Annotated in this window: 18 protein-coding genes; 7 read left to right on the forward strand and 11 right to left on the reverse strand. The window is 41.4% G+C overall.

Translation table 11 applies throughout. The features are described from left to right. Nucleotide 1: 1 nt before the first annotated feature. From crcB to lrp, 5 genes are all read right to left on the reverse strand, one after another. Complete coding sequence (gene crcB / locus D0907_RS08895; RefSeq protein ID WP_074989576.1) at nucleotides 2–388, reverse strand: fluoride efflux transporter CrcB; 387 nt, start codon at nucleotides 386–388, stop codon at nucleotides 2–4. Continuing rightward, entirely contained in the window at nucleotides 381–1718 is a 1338-nt protein-coding gene (locus D0907_RS08900) for a replication-associated recombination protein A (RefSeq protein ID WP_065979978.1), read from the reverse strand. Before D0907_RS08900 ends, crcB begins: the two co-directional genes overlap by 8 nt. Before the next feature lie 3 nt (nucleotides 1719–1721). Further along, the gene (gene lolA / locus D0907_RS08905; protein ID WP_118844341.1) at nucleotides 1722–2348 is read right to left on the reverse strand and encodes an outer membrane lipoprotein periplasmic chaperone LolA; all 627 of its coding nucleotides are present in this window, start codon (nucleotides 2346–2348) and stop codon (nucleotides 1722–1724) included. Beyond that, nucleotides 2348–4840, reverse strand: coding sequence for a DNA translocase FtsK (locus tag D0907_RS08910; protein WP_036968127.1), 2493 nt, complete (start codon nucleotides 4838–4840; stop codon nucleotides 2348–2350). Before D0907_RS08910 ends, lolA begins: the two co-directional genes overlap by 1 nt. Nucleotides 4841–4981: 141 nt before the next feature. After that, entirely contained in the window at nucleotides 4982–5461 is a 480-nt protein-coding gene (gene lrp, locus D0907_RS08915; RefSeq protein ID WP_036968123.1) for a leucine-responsive transcriptional regulator Lrp, read from the reverse strand. A gap of 142 nt (nucleotides 5462–5603) precedes the next feature. Here lrp and ald point away from each other — a divergent pair, with 142 nt between their 5' ends. After that, nucleotides 5604–6725: an alanine dehydrogenase gene (gene ald, locus D0907_RS08920; protein ID WP_036968120.1), complete on the forward strand. Its 1122-nt coding sequence runs from the start codon at nucleotides 5604–5606 to the stop codon at nucleotides 6723–6725. Between the two features lie 85 nt (nucleotides 6726–6810). On the opposite strand, the gene pssA is transcribed toward ald, so the two are convergent. Then, nucleotides 6811–8136 carry a CDP-diacylglycerol--serine O-phosphatidyltransferase gene (gene pssA / locus D0907_RS08925; protein ID WP_036968117.1) on the reverse strand — a complete coding sequence of 442 codons (1326 nt, stop codon included), beginning with the start codon at nucleotides 8134–8136 and terminating at the stop codon, nucleotides 6811–6813. A gap of 288 nt (nucleotides 8137–8424) precedes the next feature. Here pssA and trxB point away from each other — a divergent pair, with 288 nt between their 5' ends. The 4 genes from trxB to infA all read left to right on the forward strand — a co-directional run bounded on the left by trxB (nucleotide 8425) and on the right by infA (nucleotide 11203). Next, complete coding sequence (gene trxB / locus D0907_RS08930) at nucleotides 8425–9375, forward strand: thioredoxin-disulfide reductase (RefSeq protein ID WP_036968114.1); 951 nt, start codon at nucleotides 8425–8427, stop codon at nucleotides 9373–9375. Between the two features lie 105 nt (nucleotides 9376–9480). Then, nucleotides 9481–10197 carry a leucyl/phenylalanyl-tRNA--protein transferase gene (gene aat, locus D0907_RS08935; protein WP_118844342.1) on the forward strand — a complete coding sequence of 239 codons (717 nt, stop codon included), beginning with the start codon at nucleotides 9481–9483 and terminating at the stop codon, nucleotides 10195–10197. After that, on the forward strand, nucleotides 10190–10894 hold the full coding sequence (locus tag D0907_RS08940) for an arginyltransferase (protein ID WP_036968108.1): 705 nt from the start codon (nucleotides 10190–10192) through the stop codon (nucleotides 10892–10894). Before aat ends, D0907_RS08940 begins: the two co-directional genes overlap by 8 nt. Before the next feature lie 90 nt (nucleotides 10895–10984). Continuing rightward, on the forward strand, nucleotides 10985–11203 hold the full coding sequence (gene infA / locus D0907_RS08945) for a translation initiation factor IF-1 (protein WP_002962494.1): 219 nt from the start codon (nucleotides 10985–10987) through the stop codon (nucleotides 11201–11203). Nucleotides 11204–11377: 174 nt separating this feature from the next. Here infA and clpA read toward each other — a convergent pair whose 3' ends face one another. Both clpA and clpS read right to left on the reverse strand, forming a co-directional pair. Further along, entirely contained in the window at nucleotides 11378–13642 is a 2265-nt protein-coding gene (gene clpA, locus D0907_RS08950; RefSeq protein WP_036968105.1) for an ATP-dependent Clp protease ATP-binding subunit ClpA, read from the reverse strand. Nucleotides 13643–13712: 70 nt separating this feature from the next. Continuing rightward, on the reverse strand, nucleotides 13713–14021 hold the full coding sequence (gene clpS, locus D0907_RS08955; RefSeq protein WP_174403847.1) for an ATP-dependent Clp protease adapter ClpS: 309 nt from the start codon (nucleotides 14019–14021) through the stop codon (nucleotides 13713–13715). A 209-nt stretch (nucleotides 14022–14230) separates the two neighbouring features. On the opposite strand from clpS, the gene cspD reads away from it, so the two are divergent. Together cspD and D0907_RS08965 are read left to right on the forward strand one after the other, a co-directional pair. Further along, nucleotides 14231–14446: a cold shock domain-containing protein CspD gene (cspD, locus tag D0907_RS08960; RefSeq protein WP_036968098.1), complete on the forward strand. Its 216-nt coding sequence runs from the start codon at nucleotides 14231–14233 to the stop codon at nucleotides 14444–14446. Between the two features lie 560 nt (nucleotides 14447–15006). Next, nucleotides 15007–17229: an NADP-dependent isocitrate dehydrogenase gene (locus D0907_RS08965; protein WP_036968093.1), complete on the forward strand. Its 2223-nt coding sequence runs from the start codon at nucleotides 15007–15009 to the stop codon at nucleotides 17227–17229. A gap of 301 nt (nucleotides 17230–17530) precedes the next feature. Here D0907_RS08965 and D0907_RS08970 read toward each other — a convergent pair whose 3' ends face one another. The 3 genes from D0907_RS08970 to D0907_RS08980 all read right to left on the reverse strand — a co-directional run bounded on the left by D0907_RS08970 (nucleotide 17531) and on the right by D0907_RS08980 (nucleotide 21050). Beyond that, the gene (locus D0907_RS08970; protein ID WP_036968090.1) at nucleotides 17531–18757 is read right to left on the reverse strand and encodes an amidohydrolase family protein; all 1227 of its coding nucleotides are present in this window, start codon (nucleotides 18755–18757) and stop codon (nucleotides 17531–17533) included. An 11-nt stretch (nucleotides 18758–18768) separates the two neighbouring features. Then, nucleotides 18769–20151, reverse strand: a complete 1383-nt coding sequence (locus D0907_RS08975; protein ID WP_036968087.1) for an amidohydrolase — start codon at nucleotides 20149–20151, stop codon at nucleotides 18769–18771. 113 nt (nucleotides 20152–20264) lie between these two features. Beyond that, nucleotides 20265–21050: a hypothetical protein gene (locus D0907_RS08980; protein ID WP_036968084.1), complete on the reverse strand. Its 786-nt coding sequence runs from the start codon at nucleotides 21048–21050 to the stop codon at nucleotides 20265–20267. Nucleotides 21051–21257 lie beyond the last annotated feature (207 nt).

Consider the following 21257-nt stretch of genomic DNA (forward strand, 5'->3'; position numbering starts at 1 on the left):
TTTAACCTTTTTGCATTACCAGCTGAAGGCCCAGCCAAGCCATAAATATACACACCACCACGTTTAAGGTGATATTGAGGGCCATTTTAAAAAAGTGACCTTGTTGCAACAGCAACAACGAATCCATTGAGAATGTTGAAAAGGTGGTCAATGCACCTAAAAAGCCAATACCAATTAAGGTCTTAGCAGGGCTAACAGCGATTATTTCTTTTTCAATCAAGCCGTATAAAATGCCCATTAACAATGAACCAAGAATATTAACTGTCAACGTGCCAAAAGGGAATCCCCTACCCAGCAGTTTTAGCATTGTTTCGCTAAGAAAATAGCGTAAGCAAGCGCCTGATGCGCCACCCAATGCAATCATCATGTAAAGTTTTAAACTATTCATAACGTTTAAAATCACTTTGCTCATTTCGCTGCGTTAAATAATCCAGCTTTTGTTTTATTTTTTGCTCAAGCCCGCGATCCGTAGGAAAGTAATACTGCCTATCGCTAATAGCTTCAGGAAAATATTTTTCGCCTGCGGCAAATGCGCCTTCTTCGTTATGCGCATAACGATACTCAGCACCATAGCCCAAATCTTTCATTAGGCTGGTAGGTGCATTACGCAGGTGCTCTGGTACAGGGTAACTAGGTTCATTTTGCGCATCGTGCTTGGCCTGATTAAAAGCCATATACACAGCATTGCTCTTAGGCGCACTGGCTAAATAGAGCGTGGCTTGCGCTATGGCACGTTCACCTTCACTTGGCCCCACTCGCTGATAAATATCCCATGCATTGAGTGCAACTTCCATAGCGCGAGGGTCTGCATTGCCGATATCTTCTGTCGCGATGGCTAATAAACGTCTTGCAACATATAACGGGTCGCCCCCCCCCGCTAAAATACGGCAATACCAATATAAAGCACCATCGGGTGAGCTGCCTCGTACAGACTTATGAAACGCAGAGATTAGATCGTAAAACTCATCGCCCCCTTTGTCATATTTCGCTAAATGCGTTGGCAGCACTTGACTTAAAACATGCTGATCAATTAGGTAATTACCTTGTTTTTCAGTGGTTAAATCAACGGCTTGTTCAAGTAAATTGAGTACTTTACGGGCATCACCGTCGCTGGCTTGGCAAAGTGCCTGCTTTGCGTTATCGGCAATGACGATGTTTTTTTCACTTAGCTCTACATCATCACGTAATGCGCGCTCAATCACATTGTGTAAATCGGTTTGCTCTAACGCTTTAAGTACATAAACACGCGCACGTGAAAGTATGGCGTTATTGAGTGCAAACGAAGGATTTTCTGTGGTGGCGCCAACAAAAATAAACGTGCCGTCTTCTATGTGAGGCAAGAAGGCATCTTGTTGTGATTTATTAAAACGGTGTACTTCGTCGACAAATAATAGCGTACGCTGACCTCGCCCAGCAAGGTTAGCTTTGGCTTCATTGACCGCTTCACGGATGTCTTTTACGCCAGCGGTGACAGCAGACATTTGAATAAGACTTGCATCTGCATGATTAGCAATAATTTGCGCAAGAGTGGTTTTGCCAACCCCCGGCGGGCCCCACAAAATCAGGCTGTGGCAGCGCCCAGCTAAAATTGCTTGGTATAGCGGTTTATCAGGGCTTAAAAGATGTTGCTGACCAATGTAGTCATTCAATGTTTCAGGTCGCATGCGCGCCGCAAGTGGGCGCACATCAGGACCAAAATTAAATCCTAGATTACTCAAGCCCTATTCACCTTGGCTTTGATCATCAACTTCAACACCTTCAGGAATGATAAATTCAAAGGTCGTCGTAGCCAATGGTTGATTAACCTGAGCATCTTTAAAGGTAAATAACGATTGCTGACCCGAGGTATCCATCACGGTCAATGAAGATAAAGCCTGTTTATCATCACTGAATGCAATATCAAGTTGCTCAACTTGGCTTTCTATGCCTTTATTTGGTGTAACACTAAAGCCTGTATCGGTGGCCAATACTTGGTATTTAGCCCACTGCTCAGGGTCTTTTGATGTAAGTAGCACAAACGGGGTTGAATCTATCAGACTATGGGTATTCATTATGGTAACTTGCTCAGCGAAGCTATCAAAATAATAGGTTTTTTCGCCGTTAGAAACAAATAACGTTTCATCTGGACTTTGCTGTTGCCAGCGAATCATCATAGGTTGCTGGAGCGCAATATTGCCCTCACCTTGCATAATGGCTTCGCCCTGTGCATCGGTTACTTTTTGTATAAATTGCGCTTTAAAACTGTTAATTGCGCCAAGTTGCTGTTGCAATGCTTGGCTGTCGTCAGCACGACTCTGACCGCTTAATAAACACCCTACTATTAGGGTTAACACTGTAATTTTTTTCATTAATTTGCTCCACCATTGGGCACTAATACTTCTCGGGCACCATTATGACCTGGCGCACTGACAATGCCTGACGTTTCCATTTGTTCCACTAAACGTGCTGCGCGGTTATAACCAACGCGAAGCTTACGTTGTACACTCGATACCGACACTTTGCCGGTTTCTATCACAAATGATACTGCTTCATCGTAAAGCGGATCTGACTCTTCATCACCGTCTTCACTGGTTTCTCCTGGTAGTAAAATTTCTTCTGTGGCATCACCATTTAAAATTTCATCAATGTAATTTGGCTTGCCCCGTTTCTTCCAATCGTCGACCACGGCATGAACTTCATGATCATCAACAAATGCACCGTGAACACGCACAGGCACGCTGGTGCCAGGCGGTAAGTAAAGCATATCACCCATACCCAGTAAGTTTTCAGCACCTTGTTGGTCTAAAATGGTGCGCGAGTCAATCTTACTTGATACTTGGAACGCCATACGCGTTGGAATATTCGCTTTAATTAAACCCGTTATAACATCAACCGACGGGCGCTGTGTTGCAAGCACTAAGTGAATACCTGCTGCACGGGCTTTTTGTGCAATACGTGCAATTAGCTCTTCTACTTTTTTACCGACAATCATCATCATGTCAGCAAATTCATCAATCACCACGACAATACTAGGCAGTTTACCCAGCTCTTCAGGGCCATCAGCCATGCCGTCAGTGTCTTTAAAAAGTGGATCAAGGATCGGTTGACCGGCCTCTTTCGCATCCAATACTTTTTGGTTGTAACCTTTTAAGTTACGCACACCCAGTGCCGACATAAGCTTATAACGACGCTCCATTTCCCCCACACACCAACGCAGTGCATTAGCCGCTTCTTTCATGTCTGTGACCACTTCACACAATAAATGCGGAATACCTTCGTACACAGAAAGTTCAAGCATTTTAGGGTCTATCATAATCATACGTACATCATCAGGCCCTGATTTGTACAGTAAGCTTAATATCATTACATTAACGCCCACTGACTTACCTGAACCGGTTGTACCAGCGACAAGTAAATGAGGCATTTTACCCAAGTCAGCACACACAGGCTCACCGGCAATATCTTTTCCTAATACCATGGTTAATGGTGATGGGTTTGACTCAAACTTAGGGGCATTGATTACTTCGCTTAAACGCACGATTTCGCGGTGTTTATTCGGCAACTCAATACCTACATAGGTTTTACCCGGAATAACCTCAACAACACGCACACTGACAGCAGACAGCGATCGCGCTAAATCTTTTGCAAGACCGGTGATTTTCGCCACTTTAATACCCGGTGCTAAATCGAGTTCAAAACGCGTAACAACAGGGCCTGGGTATACGCCGACAACCGTTGCTTGAATATTAAAATCAAGCAATTTGGTTTCAACTAAACGTGAAATGCCATCAAGCTCTTCTTGCGATAATGGGTTCTTCGCTTTATCTGGGCGGTCTAACAGCTCCAGCGACGGTAACGGGGTTGCTGGCGGTTGCTCTTCTAATAAGGCCTCAAATTTTTCTTTTGCAGTAGGAGGTGGCTGATACGCAGGCTTTGCCTTTGGCATTGGGCGTGCAGGAGAGACAACCGTTGTCGTTGGCTTTTCAGGTTCAACAACGGGGCTTTGATCAAGCGCATTGAGAGCTGATACAGTGTCAAACGATTCATCATCAAGCGCACTAAAACCGATTTCTTGATCTAAAATATCGTCAAGTTCATCAAAACCATTAAATTCAGACTCTGTTTTTTTAGCTGGTTTTGCAGCCGCTTTTTCTTGAGCAGGTTGGTTTACATCGGGTTCGGTAAAACCAATTGAAGGCTCACTATCAGGCTCGACAAAATTCGCATCGGGTTCTGATGAAAGAACAGCTTTATTTGCGTCTTTTTCGCGTTGAAGCCAGGCCGACAAGTGCTTGCGTGTAAAATAAAAGGCACGCATTACCCAATCACCTAAGAAGTCAACAAATTGCACCCATGACACACCCGTTAAAAGCGTTAAGCCTGCGAAAAAGAAACACAGTAATAAAATAGATGTGCCAGTAAAATTAAAGGTCGGCATCATCGCCGAGGCAATAACGTCCCCTACTACCCCGCCCGATGAAAAATTATAAATATCGTCAAAATTGATGCTGCTAATCGCGGTTGCAGAGGTAATAAATAAAGCAAAACCAATGATTCTTAAAGCCAGCGTGGTGTAATCAAGTTGGAATATGCGATGGGGCTGCTTAAATAATAAGTAACCAAATAACTGAATAGCCGCCGGCACCAAATAGGCAAGCCAGCCAAATGTAAGCAATAAGATATCTGCTATCCACGCACCTGCTGTGCCGGTAATATTCTTTACATTAACAAATTCACCGGTTTGCGACCATGATGGGTCGGCAGGATCAAAACTGATTAATGCACATAAAATAAATACTGCAGCAAAGGTGCTGATAATTAGCCCAGTTTCTAACAGTCTTTGAACACCATTTAGGCGCATAGCTCCCTATTCCTTATTATTCTTTACTCATCGATTAGCAGTGAAATACCTTAGCAGGAAATGCCGTTTGTTGCACTTTATCTTAACCATGATGGACTGATAATGAACAAGTTTTTGTTACTCTTTGTTTATTTTAACAGTTTATGCAATATAAGGACGAATAATCACCCCTTGTTCACCTTTTACTTCTTCCATCACGACGTAGGTACGGCTCTCACTTACATTAGGTAACTTAAGTAAGATATCACCCAGTACGTTACGGTATTCTGACATGTCATTAACGCGGGTCTTTAATAAAAAGTCGAAATTTCCCGAAACGAGGTGACACTCAATTATTTCATCGTGCTTTTTTACCGCCGCATTAAATTCTTCAAATACATCAGGTGAGGTTTTCGTAATCGTGACCTCAACGTACACCGACAACCCCTGACCCAATTTTGCAGGATCAACAACTGCTTTGTACCCGAGTATGTAGCCTTCTCTTTCTAGCTTCTTTACACGCTCTAAACACGGGGTCGCACTTAAGCCTACACGCCTTGCTAACTCTACGTTAGAGAGCCTTCCATCAAGCTGTAATTCCATTAAAATTTTTCGGTCTATTCTGTCAAGTAATTGATGCATACGCCAAACCAGAGTTTTACACTGTTAAAATATATTTTTTAGATTATATCACTACAAATGAACTTAAAAAAGGTGAGACACACTGCCATGTCATGAATATAATAGTCGAAAATTTTATCCCGTTCTATTAAGGCGAAAAACTATGATTATTGGTGTACCAAAAGAAATTAAAAACCATGAATACCGTGTAGGTATGGTTCCTGCGAGTGTTCGTGAACTAGTAAACCATGGCCACCAAGTGTTCGTTGAAACTGATGCAGGTATGGGCATTGGCTTCACTAACGAAGATTATATTGCAGCAGGCGCTGAAATTTTACCTACCCCAGCTGACGTTTTTGCTAAAGCTGAAATGATCGTAAAAGTAAAAGAGCCACAAGCGGTTGAGCGTGCAATGTTACGCGAAGACCAAATTCTATTTACTTACCTTCACCTAGCACCCGATCTTCCACAAACTGAAGACCTTGTTAAAAGTGGCGCAATCTGTATCGCTTACGAAACAGTAACAGACGCTCGTGGCGGTTTACCACTTCTAGCACCGATGAGTGAAGTTGCTGGTCGTATGTCAATCCAAGCTGGTGCACAAGCGCTAGAAAAGTCGAACCACGGCCGTGGTATGTTACTTGGTGGTGTACCAGGTGTTGAGCCAGCTAAAGTTGTTGTTATCGGCGGCGGCATGGTTGGTCGTAGTGCAGCACAAATGGCAGTTGGCCTAGGTGCAGATGTGGTTGTTTTAGACCGTAACATCGATGTATTACGTGCACTAGACGCTCAGTTTGGTAACAAAGTGAAAGCGATTTACTCAACCGCTGATGCGCTAGAGAAACACGTACTAGAAGCTGACCTTGTGATCGGTGGCGTACTAATCCCAGGTGCTGCAGCGCCTAAATTAGTGACAGCTGAACACATTAAAGCAATGAAGCCTGGTTCTGCAATCGTTGACGTTGCAATCGACCAAGGTGGTTGTATCGCGACTTCAAAAGCGACGACACACGCTGATCCTACTTACATTGTTGATGACGTTGTTCACTACTGTGTTGCAAACATGCCAGGTGCTGTTCCACGTACTTCTACGTTCGCACTTAATAACGCAACATTACCGTTTATCATCAACCTTGCTAACAAAGGCTATAAGAAAGCGCTTCTTGACGATGCACACTTCTTAAAAGGCTTAAACGTGATTAAAGGCCAAGTTACTTACAAAGAAGTAGCTGAAGCATTCAACATGGAATATGTTGACCCACGTACAGCAGTTGAAAATGCTTAATTAGCATTGTGAAACAAAAAAGCAGCGATATCGCTGCTTTTTTTTCGTCTCAAAAAACACAAGGCTCTGTTTATCTGGTTGATAGTTAGATAAATCGTTTGATTATAAAATCAACTTTCACACGTTTGGCCTGACCCAGTAATTTTTTTACAGGCGCTGGGTAGTCATCCATCGTTTCTAAATCTTGCGGGCCTGATAAGCGTCGGCAATGAGTTAATATCGCCTGCTTTTCTTGCTCTATTTGCTTTAGTATATGCTGCTGCGGATCGTCAATTAAAATACCATTTTCAATATCAAGCCCCCATGCACGCGGATTTAAATTATGCCCGCTTAACAGATGCAAACGCTTGTCAGAGCAAATCCCTTTTAAATGGAATGAGTTGCTCTCGTGTTTCCACAGATAAACGTTAAGGTTACCATTGGCGATATGACGCTTTTGCGATTTTAAAAATTTATACAAAATGGTTTCGTATAAATATGGCAGCGCACCAATTTTACTAAACGGCTCAGATGGCGGTAAGTAAAAGTCGTTTGCTGTTTTATCTCCCACCACAATGGTCACGTTTTTACCTTGTTTTAAAAGGCGACGTAACGAGCGCATCAACGGTGCAGGGAAATTAAAATACGGCGTGTAAAGAATGAGTTCGTGCTCTGTTGTATCAAATAATGATTTGATTAAGCGGTTTAGCTTATTGCTACGCCGACCTAAACCCAAAAACAAACGCACCCCTAACTCACCTGCACTTGCCTCAGCCGCACTGTCATAACTTGCTGATTTTAGATCTCTCATTAATTGCTTTTGAGCAACTTTGATATCATTGAATTGAGTTAACGGGCGCGTATCAATGCGTGGAACAGCTGCAGAGCTCAATAAATGTGTGTTAATAAATTCGATGACCGAATTACACAAGCCTGCTTGGTGAACTAAAAAATAACGGTCAAGACGATAACGATCATCCTGTTGTAAATAAACATTATTTAAGCTCGCACCGCTGTAAAGTAAGGTGTCGTCAATTACGAAGCCTTTTAAATGTAATACCCCAAAAAGCTCTTTCGCTTTTACGGGTACACCATACACTTTAACGTTTGACTGATACTTTTCTTGGAAATCACAATACATGCTGGCATTGCCATCAGACTTGGCAGCACCAATTAAGCCCCGTTGAGCACGATGAAAGTCTACTAACACGTTTACTTCCAACTCAGGATTCGCTAAAGACGCCTCATGTAAGGCTGTTAAAACCTCTTGACCCGCTTCATCGTCTTGTAAATATAAAGCAGTAATATAAATTCTTTTCGTCGCCGAACGAATTAGACGCAATAGTTCAGTGCGATACTCTCTCGCATTGGTTAAGACTTGGACGTCTTCTGTAGTCAGCCCAAATGCGGGCTTTTCCTGCCAAAATACCATAATTGCCTGTTCGTTTATCTAGCCTAAAGTCTAAGCTAATATCAAAATTAGCTAAAACATACCAAAAAAATATTGCTTGGTCATGAATTAACGCACTTTGCTACGCTAATACTTCACTATTAGCTCGTTTTATAAGCAAAAAGAGGCATTTAAATTTTATTAAGTAAGGATTATTTGACAGCTTCGCGATTTACTTAAAAAAATAATCCGCCCTTTTGTTTACTTCCGCCTTGTTTTTCTTAGAATCGGGCGCATAGACATCGTATCAAAACGTTTTTAGGAAAAACCATGAGTGACGCAAAACACTGTAAATTACTAATTTTAGGTTCTGGCCCTGCTGGCTACACTGCTGCTGTATATGCTGCACGTGCAAACCTTAACCCTGTTCTTATCACGGGTATTCAACAAGGTGGTCAATTAACAACGACAACTGAAGTTGAAAACTGGCCGGGTGATGCTCACGGCCTAACAGGCCCAGCATTAATGGAACGTATGAAAGAACACGCTGAACGTTTTGAAACTGAAATTGTGTTCGACCACATTAACAAAGTAGATGTATCTAAGCGTCCTTTCACTCTAACAGGTGATTCTGGTACGTATACGTGTGATGCACTTATTATCGCAACAGGCGCATCAGCTAAATACTTAGGCTTAGAGTCTGAAACAAACTTCCAAGGTCGTGGTGTTTCAGCCTGTGCAACGTGCGATGGTTTCTTTTATCGTGGCCAAAAGGTTGCTGTTGTAGGCGGTGGTAATACGGCTGTTGAAGAAGCGTTATATTTATCAAATATTGCAGCAGAAGTTCACGTGGTTCATCGCCGTGATAGCTTCCGCAGTGAAAAAATCTTAGCAGACCGCCTTAAAGAAAAAGCTGAAAATGGTAATGTTGTCTTACACTATAACCGTACCCTAGACGAAGTATTAGGTGATGAAATGGGTGTAACCGGTATTCGCATTAAAGCCACGGATTCTGATGAGACTGAGAATTTAGATCTTGCCGGTGTATTCATTGCAATTGGTCATAAGCCAAACACGGATATGTTTGCAGGTCAGCTTGAAATGAAAGACGGCTACTTAGTGGTTGAATCTGGCTTAAACGGTAACGCAACACAAACAAGCGTACCGGGTGTTTTTGCTGCGGGTGATGTATGTGACCATATTTATCGCCAAGCCATCACATCAGCCGGTACAGGCTGTATGGCAGCACTTGATGCAGAGCGCTTCCTAGACAATCTGTAACCAGCGATTTAAAACACCTTTTTAAAATACCAAGGGGCTATACAGCCCCTTTTTTTAGGAAAAAATTTTGCTAAAATTATCAAAAATAATAATGAATCCGCTGCAATGACAAAGCAAATTTATCAACTTCCTGAATCAGGTGTTGATTTCCCCAACCCTGAGCATGCCCTTGACGAGCCTGATGGCCTTTTAGCAATTGGCGGTGGGTTATCTGTTGCGCGCTTAAAAAACGCCTATCAATCCGGTATTTTCCCTTGGTTTAGTGATTATGAGCCGATTATGTGGTGGTCACCTAGCCTGCGAGGCATCATTGAACTTGACGAGTTTCATGTTAGTCGTAGCTTAAAAAAATATTTAAAGCGCTCTGCGTTTCGCGTCACGATTAATCATGCTTTTTCTCACGTGATTTTAGCTTGCCGTGAACAACGCTTAGACGCAGAAGGTACATGGATCACTGAGCAAATGATGGATGCTTACATTCAAGCCCATCAACAAGGTCTTGCACACAGTGTCGAGATTTGGCATGACAATGAGTTAGTCGCCGGTCTCTATGGCATCATGCAACATGGCGTATTTTGTGGAGAGTCGATGTTTCACCAAGTATCAAACGGCTCAAAACTAGCGATGTGGGCACTCGTTAACTGGCTAAAGAAACACAATGCTCATTTTATTGATTGTCAGCTAGAGAACCCTTATTTGCTAACTTTAGGTGCAAAAGTTATCCCACGTAGTGAATTTTTAACTAGACTTAAGTTAGCAAAAAACTATGTTCCCACAGCAGACATGTGGCAACCACAAGAGTTGATAAATATTTATGACTGAGCATTTACCCGCTAGGCTTGGTTTGAGCCAGCAATTTGATTGCAGTTATTTACCGGATCGCCAAGAGCAGCTCCTCGTTATATTGGACCCAAGTTGCTATTGCCCTGATAAATTTGAACAATTGTTAGCATTGGGGTTTAGGCGCAGTGGTGACCAAATATATCGTCCTCACTGCCCTGTTTGTAACGCCTGTAATTCAGTGCGTGTCTTAGCGCAACAATTTACGCCTTCTAAATCACAAAAACGTAAACTAAACAAAGCAGACAAACTTTTTACGGTTAGTTACAGTGAATATGAACGCGCAGAATATTACCCTCTTTATTGCAAGTACATTACGCAACGACATCAAGATGGCTCTATGTTTCCGCCTGATCAGAACCAATATGAAAGCTTTTTATTTTGCCAATGGTTGCCTGTGACATTTATTGAACTGCGAGAAGGTGACAAGCTCGTTGCTGTAGCAGTCACCGACTGCATGCACAATGCAGTTTCCGCAATTTACACATTTTTTGATCCCGATTATGAGAAGTACAGCATTGGTAGTATCATGATCATGCAGCAAATTAAGTTTGCTAAACAACAAGCAAAACAATTTGTCTATTTGGGCTATCAAATCGACGAATGTGACAAAATGAAATACAAAACCCAATTTTTGCCCGCAGAAAAGCATCTTGGCGATCACTGGTTGGCGATTTAATTTACAAATTTGAGCCCTGTAGCTTTACTTATTGCTGTATTTTCGGCAAAATCTGCAGCGTTTAACTATTAAAGAGGTGTTACGCTAAACATGGCGAAAGAAGACGTAATCGAAATGCAAGGTACGGTCCTTGATACTTTACCAAATACAATGTTCCGAGTTGAGCTAGAAAATGGTCACGTAGTTGTGGCTCATATCTCTGGAAAAATGCGCAAAAACTATATCCGCATCTTAACTGGCGACAAAGTAACCGTAGAAATGACTCCTTACGATTTATCGAAAGGTCGCATCGTATTCCGTGCTCGCTAAGTTAGTGCGATAACGAGAGATTTAGCTTTTTGCTGCTTTGAATGGGCAGGTGTGTTTATTACAAAGAGCTAAAAGCGTTTATTAAATGGTGTTCAAACTACCCTAGTTTCAATTCCATTTAATAAACAAAAAGCCCAGCATTAGCTGGGCTTTTTGTTTTCTGCCTTTTAAACCTTACGCTGTTTCGAGGTTTGTTTCATATTCAAAGTGAATTTTCTTGTCCTTAACCGACACTTTCACTGAACCACCCGCGGCCAGCTCACCAAATAGAATTTCATTGGCCAACGGCTTTTTGAGCTCGTCTTGAATCACACGCGCCATTGGCCGTGCGCCCATTGCTTTGTCGTAACCTTTATCAGCCAACCATTCACGTGCTTTAGATGTCAGTTCAAGATTAACAGACTTCTTATCTAGCTGAGCTTGAAGCTCAACAATGAATTTATCAACAACCTGCAAAATAACGTCTTTTTCAAGGTGATTAAACCAAATAATGTTATCTAAGCGGTTTCTAAATTCAGGTGAAAAGACCTTGTTAATCTCAGTCATGGCATCGTGAGAATGATCTTGCTCTGTAAAGCCTATCGATTTACGCACAGTCTCTTGTACACCGGCGTTGGTTGTCATTACCACTACCACATTTCTAAAGTCGGCTTTACGGCCGTTATTATCCGTTAAGGTGCCGTGATCCATCACTTGTAATAAAATGTTGTAGATATCTGGATGCGCTTTTTCAATTTCATCAAGCAACACCACCGCGTGCGGGTTTTTGATAACGGCTTCGGTTAATAATCCACCTTGCTCAAAGCCAACATAGCCTGGAGGCGCACCAATCAAACGGCTTACTGCGTGACGTTCAACGTATTCAGACATATCAAAGCGAATAAACTCAACCCCCATGCACTTAGCTAACTGCTTAGTGACCTCTGTTTTACCAACCCCCGTTGGGCCTGCAAATAAGAACGACCCCACAGGTTTATCTTCATTTGCGAGTCCAGAGCGAGATAAACGAATAGCCGATGTTAATGCATCAATTGATTGATCTTGACCAAATACAAGCATCTTCAAGTTACGATCAAGGTTCTTCAATGTTTCTTTATCACTTGAAGAAACGCTTTGCTGCGGTATACGCGCCATTTTTGACACAATCAACTCGATATCAGCTACACCAATGGTTTTTTTGCGTTTTGATATCGGTTGTAGGCGCTGATTTGCACCGGCTTCGTCAATCACATCAATCGCTTTGTCAGGTAAATGACGCTCATTAATGTATTTTGCGCTCAGCTCAGCAGCTGCCTTTAGGGCTTTTTGCGTGTAACGAATACCATGATGCTCTTCGTAACGCTCTTTTAAGCCATTGAGGATTTTCGTTGTATCAGCCACACTTGGTTCAAGTACATCAATTTTTTGGAAACGACGTACCAGAGCACGGTCTTTCTCAAAAATATTTTTATACTCGTTATAAGTGGTCGAGCCCATACAACGTAATTTACCACTTGAAAGTAACGGCTTAATTAAGTTAGACGCATCCATTACACCTCCAGACGCAGCGCCCGCACCAATAATGGTATGTATCTCATCGATAAATAAAATTGAATGCGGTTTAGCTTGCAGCTCTTTTAGTAACGATTTAAAACGTTTTTCAAAGTCGCCGCGGTATTTTGTACCGGCTAATAATGCCCCCATATCAAGTGAATAAACAACCGCATCGGCTATTACATCAGGCACTTCGTTTTTCACAATACGATAAGCAAGGCCTTCAGCAATGGCTGTTTTACCTACCCCGGCTTCACCAACCAACAATGGGTTATTTTTCTTACGACGGCATAATACTTGTACCGTACGCTCGACTTCATTATCACGGCCAACAAGCGGATCGATATTTCCTTCAATCGCTTGCTGATTGAGGTTTGTTGTAAAGTTTTCAAGTTTAGTCGGCTCTTCGCCTTGCACCTCTTGTACTTCTTCATGAATATCATCATGGTCATCGCCACCGATATCATCATCGGCTTTCGAAATACCATGCGAAATGAAGTTAACGATGTCTAAACGATTTACATCCGCTTTTTTAAGTAAATAAACAGCTTGGCTTTCTTGTTCAGAGAAAATAGCCACAAGTACATTTACGCCTGTTACTTCGTTCTTACCTGACGATTGCACATGAAACACCGCGCGTTGAAGCACACGTTGAAAACCCAATGTAGGCTGTGTTTCTCTGTCTTCTTCTAAGTCAGGAATAACCGGCGTTGTTTCGTCGATAAAATCTGATAACTCAACTTTTAACGCGCTCATATCTACACCACAGGCGTTAAGCGCTTCTCCAGCAGAAGGGTTATCGAGCAGCGCGAGTAAAAGATGCTCGACGGTCATAAATTCATGTCGGCGCGTTCTTGCTTCGCGAAACGCCGCATTCAAGGTTAGTTCTAAGTCTTTGTTTAGCATTGGCAACCCCTTACTGAGATAATATTTATATACCGTTGTGATGGGCTAAATGTTCACCCTACCTTGGTATTTATTCCTGCTCACAACTACATAGCAGTGGATGCTCGTTGTCTCGTGCGTAACGATTAACTTGCTCAACTTTAGTGTAAGCAACATCGGCGCTATAAATGCCGCATATTGCTTTACCATTATGATGAACTTGAAGCATCACATCTGTTGCTCTATCGCTATCCATATTAAAAAACGTCATTAGTACTTCTATCACAAAGTCCATTGGCGTGTAATCATCATTATTTAAAATGACCTTATATTTTCGCGGTGGTTGCAGTTTTTGCTTTTCACTATCGCGAACCGTTTCAATAACACCAGAATCTTTCATACCACTCATAATTAAATATAGTCTTGTCTTTAGAACTCAAGCAAACTTGAATAAAAAAATAAATAAATTGTTAAAAAATAGTTCAAAACACTTGACTGACTGCCTAAATAAACTACAGTCAATTATAGATTGATTAAACCTTAGTCAGTCTAGCAAATTACACGGTTTAGAATAACTAAATTAGTCAACTTATAGAAGGATGTAGAAGTATGGCTTGTGGTAAAGTCAAATGGTTCAACAATGCCAAAGGTTTTGGTTTCATCGTAGAAGACGGTAGCGAGACTGATATATTCGCTCATTACTCAACGATTGTAATGGACGGTTATAAAACACTTAAAGCTGGTCAAGATGTAACATTCGAATTGCAACAAGGTCCAAAAGGGTTACACGCAACGAATATTGCGCCTAACGATGAAATTTCTTAGGTATTACCTATTCGAGTATCAAGCGAGCGACCTTGTTAAGTTCCTCGCTTACTCTCTTCCCACTAATATATCTCATATTTATCCTTGAAATTCCTTTTCTTCATCCCAATTGTTTAATTGTTATTAGCCCTTTAGAGCCAAGCTTGTTACACTCTTGTTGCTTAAATTTAGCTTTTTCGTCATTTTGACCTAAGGCTTATGGCTAATTTCATTTTATGCCTATTTAGGCTATAAGAATTTTACAGTCTGTCAGCTGTGGTTATTTTGATACCCCGTATTAAGTTGCAACAGCTAACAGACTGATTGCTATGATACCAATTCAGTTAATTAAATGAGCGATATTGAGGAAAATCTTGCCGATAACTCAGCAAAAGTCGTTATTTAGTGATTCTAAATAAGCGCTGCAATGCTGTTAGGTGCGGTTTATTCTCGAATAAAGCAAATGTTATGGCGAGTTGGTATTATTTGATAGCAATATAATTGCATTGTTGAATATGGCTAATTAAGGGTGGCTGCTTGCAGTAACTGCCAAACATTACGCCAACTATCTAGGAATGATGATGACATCAAAAATTATCTACACTAAAACAGATGAAGCGCCAGCACTGGCAACGTATTCATTGTTACCAATCATCCAGGCGTATACTAACGCGGCAGGTGTTGAAGTTGAAACTCGCGACATTTCATTAGCAGGTCGTGTAATTGCTAACTTCCCTGAGTACCTAACAGAAGAGCAACGTATTGATGATGCACTTGCTGAACTAGGCCAAATGGCTAAAACGCCTGAAGCAAATATTATCAAGCTTCCTAATATCAGTGCGTCGGTTCCACAGCTACGCGCTGTAATCAAAGAGCTACAAGAAAAAGGTTACGCACTACCTGACTACCCATCAGAGCCAAAAACTGATGAAGAGCAAAAAATTAAAGCGACTTACGACAAAATCAAAGGCAGTGCTGTAAACCCTGTACTTCGTGAGGGTAACTCTGACCGTCGTGCACCTAGCTCTGTAAAAGAGTATGCTCGTAATAACCCACATTCAATGGGTGCATGGAGCAAAGATTCTGAGTCGTATGTTGCAAGTATGGAAGAAGGTGATTTCTTTGGTTCTGAGCAATCAGTGACTGTTGCAGAAGCGACTGATGTGCGTATTGAACACGTTGCAGAAAATGGCGACGTTACAGTACTTAAAGCAAGCACACCGCTTCTAGCAGGCGAAGTGATTGACGCATCTCGTCTAAGCGTTGCAAAATTACAAGATTTTTTAGCGAAAGAAATTCAGACTGCTAAAGAAAAAGGTGTATTGTTCTCACTACACATGAAAGCAACGATGATGAAGGTATCTGACCCAATCATCTTTGGTCATGCAGTAAAAGTATTCTTTAAAGATGTATTTACCAAACACGCTGACCTTTTCAAAGAGTTAGATGTTGATGTGAATAACGGTTTTGGTGACGTATTTGCTAAAATCGAAAAACTAGATGCTGCTAAAAAAGCTGAAATCGAAGCCGATATCCAAGCTGTTTATGACAACAACCCTGCTATCGCGATGGTTGACTCAGACCGTGGTATTACTAATCTTCACGTACCAAGCGATGTGATCATTGATGCATCAATGCCTGCTGCAATCCGTTCAAGCGGTCAAATGTGGAACAGCGAAGGTAAATTACAAGACACAAGTTTTGTCATTCCAGATCGTTGTTATTCTGGTGTTTACCAAGCAACTATTGATTTCTGTAAAGAAAATGGTGCATTCGATCCTACAACCATGGGTAGCGTACCTAACGTAGGCCTTATGGCACAAAAAGCGGAAGAATACGGCTCACACGATAAAACGTTTGAAGTATCAGCAGCAGGTACTGTTCGCGTGGTAGATACAAACGGCACAACATTACTTGAGCACGCTGTTGAGCAAGGTGATATCTGGCGTATGTGTCAGGTTAAAGATGCACCAATTCAAGATTGGGTTAAACTTGCTGTTAATCGTGCTCGCGCAACAAATACACCCGCTGTATTCTGGTTAGATGAAAATCGTGCGCACGATGCCGAGCTAATCAAAAAAGTAAATGCGTATTTACCACATCACGATACTGATGGTTTAGATATCCGTATTTTAGCACCTCTTGAAGCGACTAAGTTCTCACTTGAGCGTATTAAAGAAGGTAAAGATACGATTTCTGTAACAGGTAACGTACTGCGTGATTACCTAACTGACTTATTCCCTATTCTTGAGCTAGGTACAAGCGCTAAAATGCTGTCAATCGTACCACTTATGAACGGTGGTGGTTTATTCGAAACGGGTGCGGGTGGTTCTGCTCCTAAGCATGTACAGCAATTCGAAAAAGAAAACCACTTACGTTGGGATTCTCTGGGTGAGTTTTTAGCACTTGCGGCTTCTTTAGAGCACTTAAGCGTTAATACTGGTAATAAGAAAGCACAAGTACTTGCTGATACGCTAGATAAAGCGACAGGTACTTTCCTTGCTGAAAACAAATCACCTTCACGTAAAGTGAAAGAGATTGATAACCGTGGTTCTCACTTCTTCTTAGCATTATTCTGGGCACAAGAACTTGCTGCTCAAAACGATGACGCTGAGTTAAAAGCACAGTTCACGCAAATCGCTTCTGACCTTGAATCACAAAAAGAGCAAATCGTTACTGAGTTGAACGATGCACAAGGTACAGCAATGAATGTAGGTGGTTATTACCAACCAAATGACGATGCGGCATTTAAAGCAATGCGTCCAAGCACAACATTCAATGACATTTTAGCTAAATTAGTTTAATTGTTATTGAAATCTGTTAAAAAAGCGCTCATTGAGCGCTTTTTTTATGAATGCGATAATACCAATCCGCAATACGACTTAATTATTTTGAGTGATTAAACCTGCCGCTACCTGCGTTAAAAATGTCTAATTTACGACAGCATGGATGCAGGAGATAGAGCAATGCAGGAGCAATTGCCGAGAACAACTAGCTAACGACATTTTTGCCTTGGTATAAACGGGGTTTTATTGCGTGAAAAAAAGACCAGTTAATTAAGCTAATTGGTATAAAAGGCCGCATAGGCGGCCTTTCTTATTAAAATTACTTTGTGTACGCTCTTGGCATCGCTGATTCGGTTGTGTAACGTTCGCGCAATTTATCTTGACGCGCTTCAGTTGAAACCTCTTCACCATTGATCCACATTTTACTTACGTGTGATTTCAATTCAAATGGATCATTAGACCACATTACTAAGTTCGCACGTTTGCCTGTTGCTATTGCTCCTGAGTTCAAGCCAAAAACATCCGCAATATTACTGGTCACCGCATTCAATGCACCTTGTTGTGTCATACCATACGACACAGCGTTACCCGCATCAAAACGTAACTGGTAAACATTGTGACTCGAGTCCCCTGCAACACCAATAATCACTTTAACACCGGCTTTTTCGAGTTTGCCTGCATTGGCTAAGTTAGCATGCATTGAATCAAAGCTACCCGGTAAATTTGCCATAGAACTGATAATCACCGGCACATTAGCTTTTGCTAAAGTATCCGCAACAACAACGGCATCATCACCACCATGAATTACTAAATTAATTCCAAACGTGTCTTTTAATTTCACTAATTCATAGATATCTGACGCGCGTTGTACACTGGCAATCAGTGGCATTTCACCTGAGAGTACTTTATCAAGGATCTTTTGCTCTGTGGTGGGGTCTTTTTTATCATCTTTTTTAGCTGACTTGTGCCCTTCAAGCTTGTCGATCAGTGTTTTCATCGACATTGCACGTGAGCCTTTACGCTTTTCACCTAAATGAACCACAAGGGCAACTTGTTTTTGATTTACACTATCGAATGAACCCGATAAATCAACAACAGAGGCAAGACCTGCAAAAATACTTTCACCACCATTTGGCACGATTACGTCTTGAGTAATCCCGCCTTTTCGAGCATAAGGAATTAAGCTACTGCGTGGGTTAAAAGCAAGACTAGGATCGAAATCAATACTCGCTTTATCATCACCGCCGTCACGAGAACCCGCAACAGCCCCTACTTCAACTAAGCCAAGTTGGTTCATCGTACCGATAAACCCTGCGGTCACGATTTGACCTTGAGCATCAACAGTGGTGTCTGCATTTATTGATTCTGGATTAATTGCAACAATTTTTCCCTCGTCAATAACGACACTAGCACCTTCTAATACACCTTGTTCTGTTGATGTGTGAATGGTTGCATTAATAATTGCAATCGATTGTGCGCTCGCTACCGACGAAAATAAACCAGCAGCAACTAAAGAGAGCGAAAATGTTTTAGTTAATTTTGTCATCAATGTTACTCCTACTGTTGACCAAGCATGAAATCGCTTTGTGCTTGATATTTTTCATCATGACGATCGTATACCTTGGCACCATCAATAAATACTTGCTCAGCTTTTGCGTACACACTAAAAGGGTTTTGATTCCAGATAACAACATCGGCTTGTTTACCCGATTCAAGTGAGCCTGTTTTATCATCGATACCCAGTGATTTAGCAGCGTTTGCTGTGATCCACTTAATAGCGTGTTGTTCTGAAATATTAAAACCAACATCGTTTGCACGGTACATCACTTTACCTGCTTCTTGGTTTAAGCGTTGAATAGTTGTATCAGAATCTGAGTGGACAATCGCGCATGAGTTTTTAACCGCATCGACAATAGCCACGTTTTCTTGAACCATGTCATAGGCTTCCATTTTAAAGCCCCACCAATCTGGCCACAGTGCTGCACAGTTGCCGTTTTCAGCGAGTAAATCGGCAATCTTGTACGCTTCAATACCGTGGTGGAAAGTGCCTGAGTGATAACCAAATTCTTTGCCTAGGTCGATCATCATCGCCATTTCTTCTGCTTTATAACAGTGGTTATGAATAAGAATATCGCCATCAAGGACACCCGCTAGCGTGTCTAGCTTAATATCACGGTGAGGAATTTCAGGATTTTTACCTGCCGCGTAATCGCTGTCATATTTTTCCCACTGACGCTTATATTCCGTTGCATCAATCCATGCTGTTCTGTAGCCCGCCATATTACCCATACGTGTTGAAGGTAATACCCCTTTGCTTCCATAAACACGTTTTGGGTTTTCACCACAAGCCATTTTTAAGCCATAGGGTGCATCAGGGAATTTCATACCTTGCATTGTATGTGAAGGAACATTTTTTAAAGTAACACCACGGCCACCAATTAAATTTGCTGAGCCTGGTAAAATTTGTAATGACGTAATGCCGCCTTCACGAGCACGGTTAAAACCAGGGTCTTGCGGCCAAATAGAGTGTTCAACCCATACTTCAGCAGTCACTGGGCTTGTCATTTCGTTACCATCTTGATGCGATGCCACAGACGGTGTTGGGTATGCGCCTAAATGCGAATGCACATCGATGATACCGGGCGTGACCCACTTGCCTTGTGCATCAATGGTGTTATCTGCTTGTACAGATAAGTCCTTGCCTACTTGTTGTACTTTACCATCAACAAAATAAACATCAGCCTCATCTAAACGCTCACCGGTGCCTGTTAGTACCGTTGCATTGGTAATAAGAGTACTTGTTGATGCCAGTGGCTTATAAGTACTTGGGTATGGGTTTTTATCAATCGTTACTTTTGGATCTTGTGGGCCATTATCTTGGCAACCCGCAAGCGCGATACCAAGTGAAATAACCATCAAGGATGGTGCAAATTTATGCATTTTGTTGTTTCTCCTTTTTTTATTATATAACTTTAATCAAATGTTAATAGCAATGCTAACAAACGAGGTAAGTGACGTTTAAGTAAGACGAATTACGTTATTTCTTCCGTTACTTATTTTTTAATGTAATTCGTATAGAGCTTCTCTAATGCACCTTCGGTCGTGAGGCTAGGATCTTTATTAATAAAATGCGTCACGGTACGGGTTACGAAATCAGAGTTTTGTTTATGTTGTTTAGCAAAGCTTTTGATTAAAGTATTGGCATCAGTGGCTGCCGTTACTTTTTCATGACGGTGGCGATATTGACTCAAGGCACGATTAAAATCGCCGTTATAATCTTCAACGACTAATTTATAAAAGTCACTTTTATCGACGCTAAGCTCGTTGATACAGTAATTTAGCGCCTCTTTAAAGTCGTAAAAGACTATTCCTTGCACATCAAATTCAGTGCGTTTTTCGCGAATAGTAACGCGGGCATCTTCAGTCGAATAACTGTAGCCCTGAAAATCAAGCCGCTGTGCAGCTTCTTCGCCCAATTTCATTCCCGCTTTAATGCTATGAACAAATTCATCACTCATATCATCAAGCTCATTTTCGTGCCACATGTGAAATACTCGCAGCGCTTTGGCATATTTATTGGCTATTTTCTTTTTTACTTTGGTGAATCGGCCATCAATCGTTAACACTCGCTCATTATGAAGTAGCGCAAAACATTCATAACACGCTGGTATTGAAATAAATTCAGCGTCTTCACCTAAATCAATAATACTTTGCATCATATGAAGAGGGGGGCAATAGTCGCGCTCAGTTGCCTCACAACCACAATAAAAGCATTGATTAAAATGCTTAGAATGTGAGGCATAGGCTTGTTGATAATAGCCTGATAATTTTGTGGTCACTTAAACTCCTTACACTTTATTCAGTGTCTAATAGTGAACATTTAAATTAGAGTTAAAACGTAAATGTAGCAATACCGTAAAACAAATAGAAAATACGCTCTCTAAACCTGCTCAGTTTGCTCTAAAATGAAATTATTTTCTCGTTATTTGTGTCAAAATTCATACTTTAAAATATGTCTAATCAAACGGTTATATATTGGGGTACAC

It is taken from the genome of Pseudoalteromonas lipolytica (genome assembly GCF_003515105.1).
Taxonomy (GTDB): Bacteria; Pseudomonadota; Gammaproteobacteria; order Enterobacterales; family Alteromonadaceae; genus Pseudoalteromonas; species Pseudoalteromonas lipolytica.

Coding starts and splice junctions, on each gene's coding strand:
- crcB (WP_074989576.1), bottom strand. CDS start 388: ATGAATAGTTTAAAACTTTACATGATGATTGCATTGGGTGGCGCATCA.
- lolA (WP_118844341.1), bottom strand. CDS start 2,348: ATGAAAAAAATTACAGTGTTAACCCTAATAGTAGGGTGTTTATTAAGC.
- D0907_RS08910 (WP_036968127.1), bottom strand. CDS start 4,840: ATGCGCCTAAATGGTGTTCAAAGACTGTTAGAAACTGGGCTAATTATC.
- lrp (WP_036968123.1), bottom strand. CDS start 5,461: ATGCATCAATTACTTGACAGAATAGACCGAAAAATTTTAATGGAATTA.
- ald (WP_036968120.1), top strand. CDS start 5,604: ATGATTATTGGTGTACCAAAAGAAATTAAAAACCATGAATACCGTGTA.
- pssA (WP_036968117.1), bottom strand. CDS start 8,136: ATGGTATTTTGGCAGGAAAAGCCCGCATTTGGGCTGACTACAGAAGAC.
- trxB (WP_036968114.1), top strand. CDS start 8,425: ATGAGTGACGCAAAACACTGTAAATTACTAATTTTAGGTTCTGGCCCT.
- aat (WP_118844342.1), top strand. CDS start 9,481: ATGACAAAGCAAATTTATCAACTTCCTGAATCAGGTGTTGATTTCCCC.
- D0907_RS08940 (WP_036968108.1), top strand. CDS start 10,190: ATGACTGAGCATTTACCCGCTAGGCTTGGTTTGAGCCAGCAATTTGAT.
- infA (WP_002962494.1), top strand. CDS start 10,985: ATGGCGAAAGAAGACGTAATCGAAATGCAAGGTACGGTCCTTGATACT.
- clpA (WP_036968105.1), bottom strand. CDS start 13,642: ATGCTAAACAAAGACTTAGAACTAACCTTGAATGCGGCGTTTCGCGAA.
- clpS (WP_174403847.1), bottom strand. CDS start 14,021: ATGAAAGATTCTGGTGTTATTGAAACGGTTCGCGATAGTGAAAAGCAA.
- cspD (WP_036968098.1), top strand. CDS start 14,231: ATGGCTTGTGGTAAAGTCAAATGGTTCAACAATGCCAAAGGTTTTGGT.
- D0907_RS08965 (WP_036968093.1), top strand. CDS start 15,007: ATGACATCAAAAATTATCTACACTAAAACAGATGAAGCGCCAGCACTG.
- D0907_RS08970 (WP_036968090.1), bottom strand. CDS start 18,757: ATGACAAAATTAACTAAAACATTTTCGCTCTCTTTAGTTGCTGCTGGT.
- D0907_RS08975 (WP_036968087.1), bottom strand. CDS start 20,151: ATGCATAAATTTGCACCATCCTTGATGGTTATTTCACTTGGTATCGCG.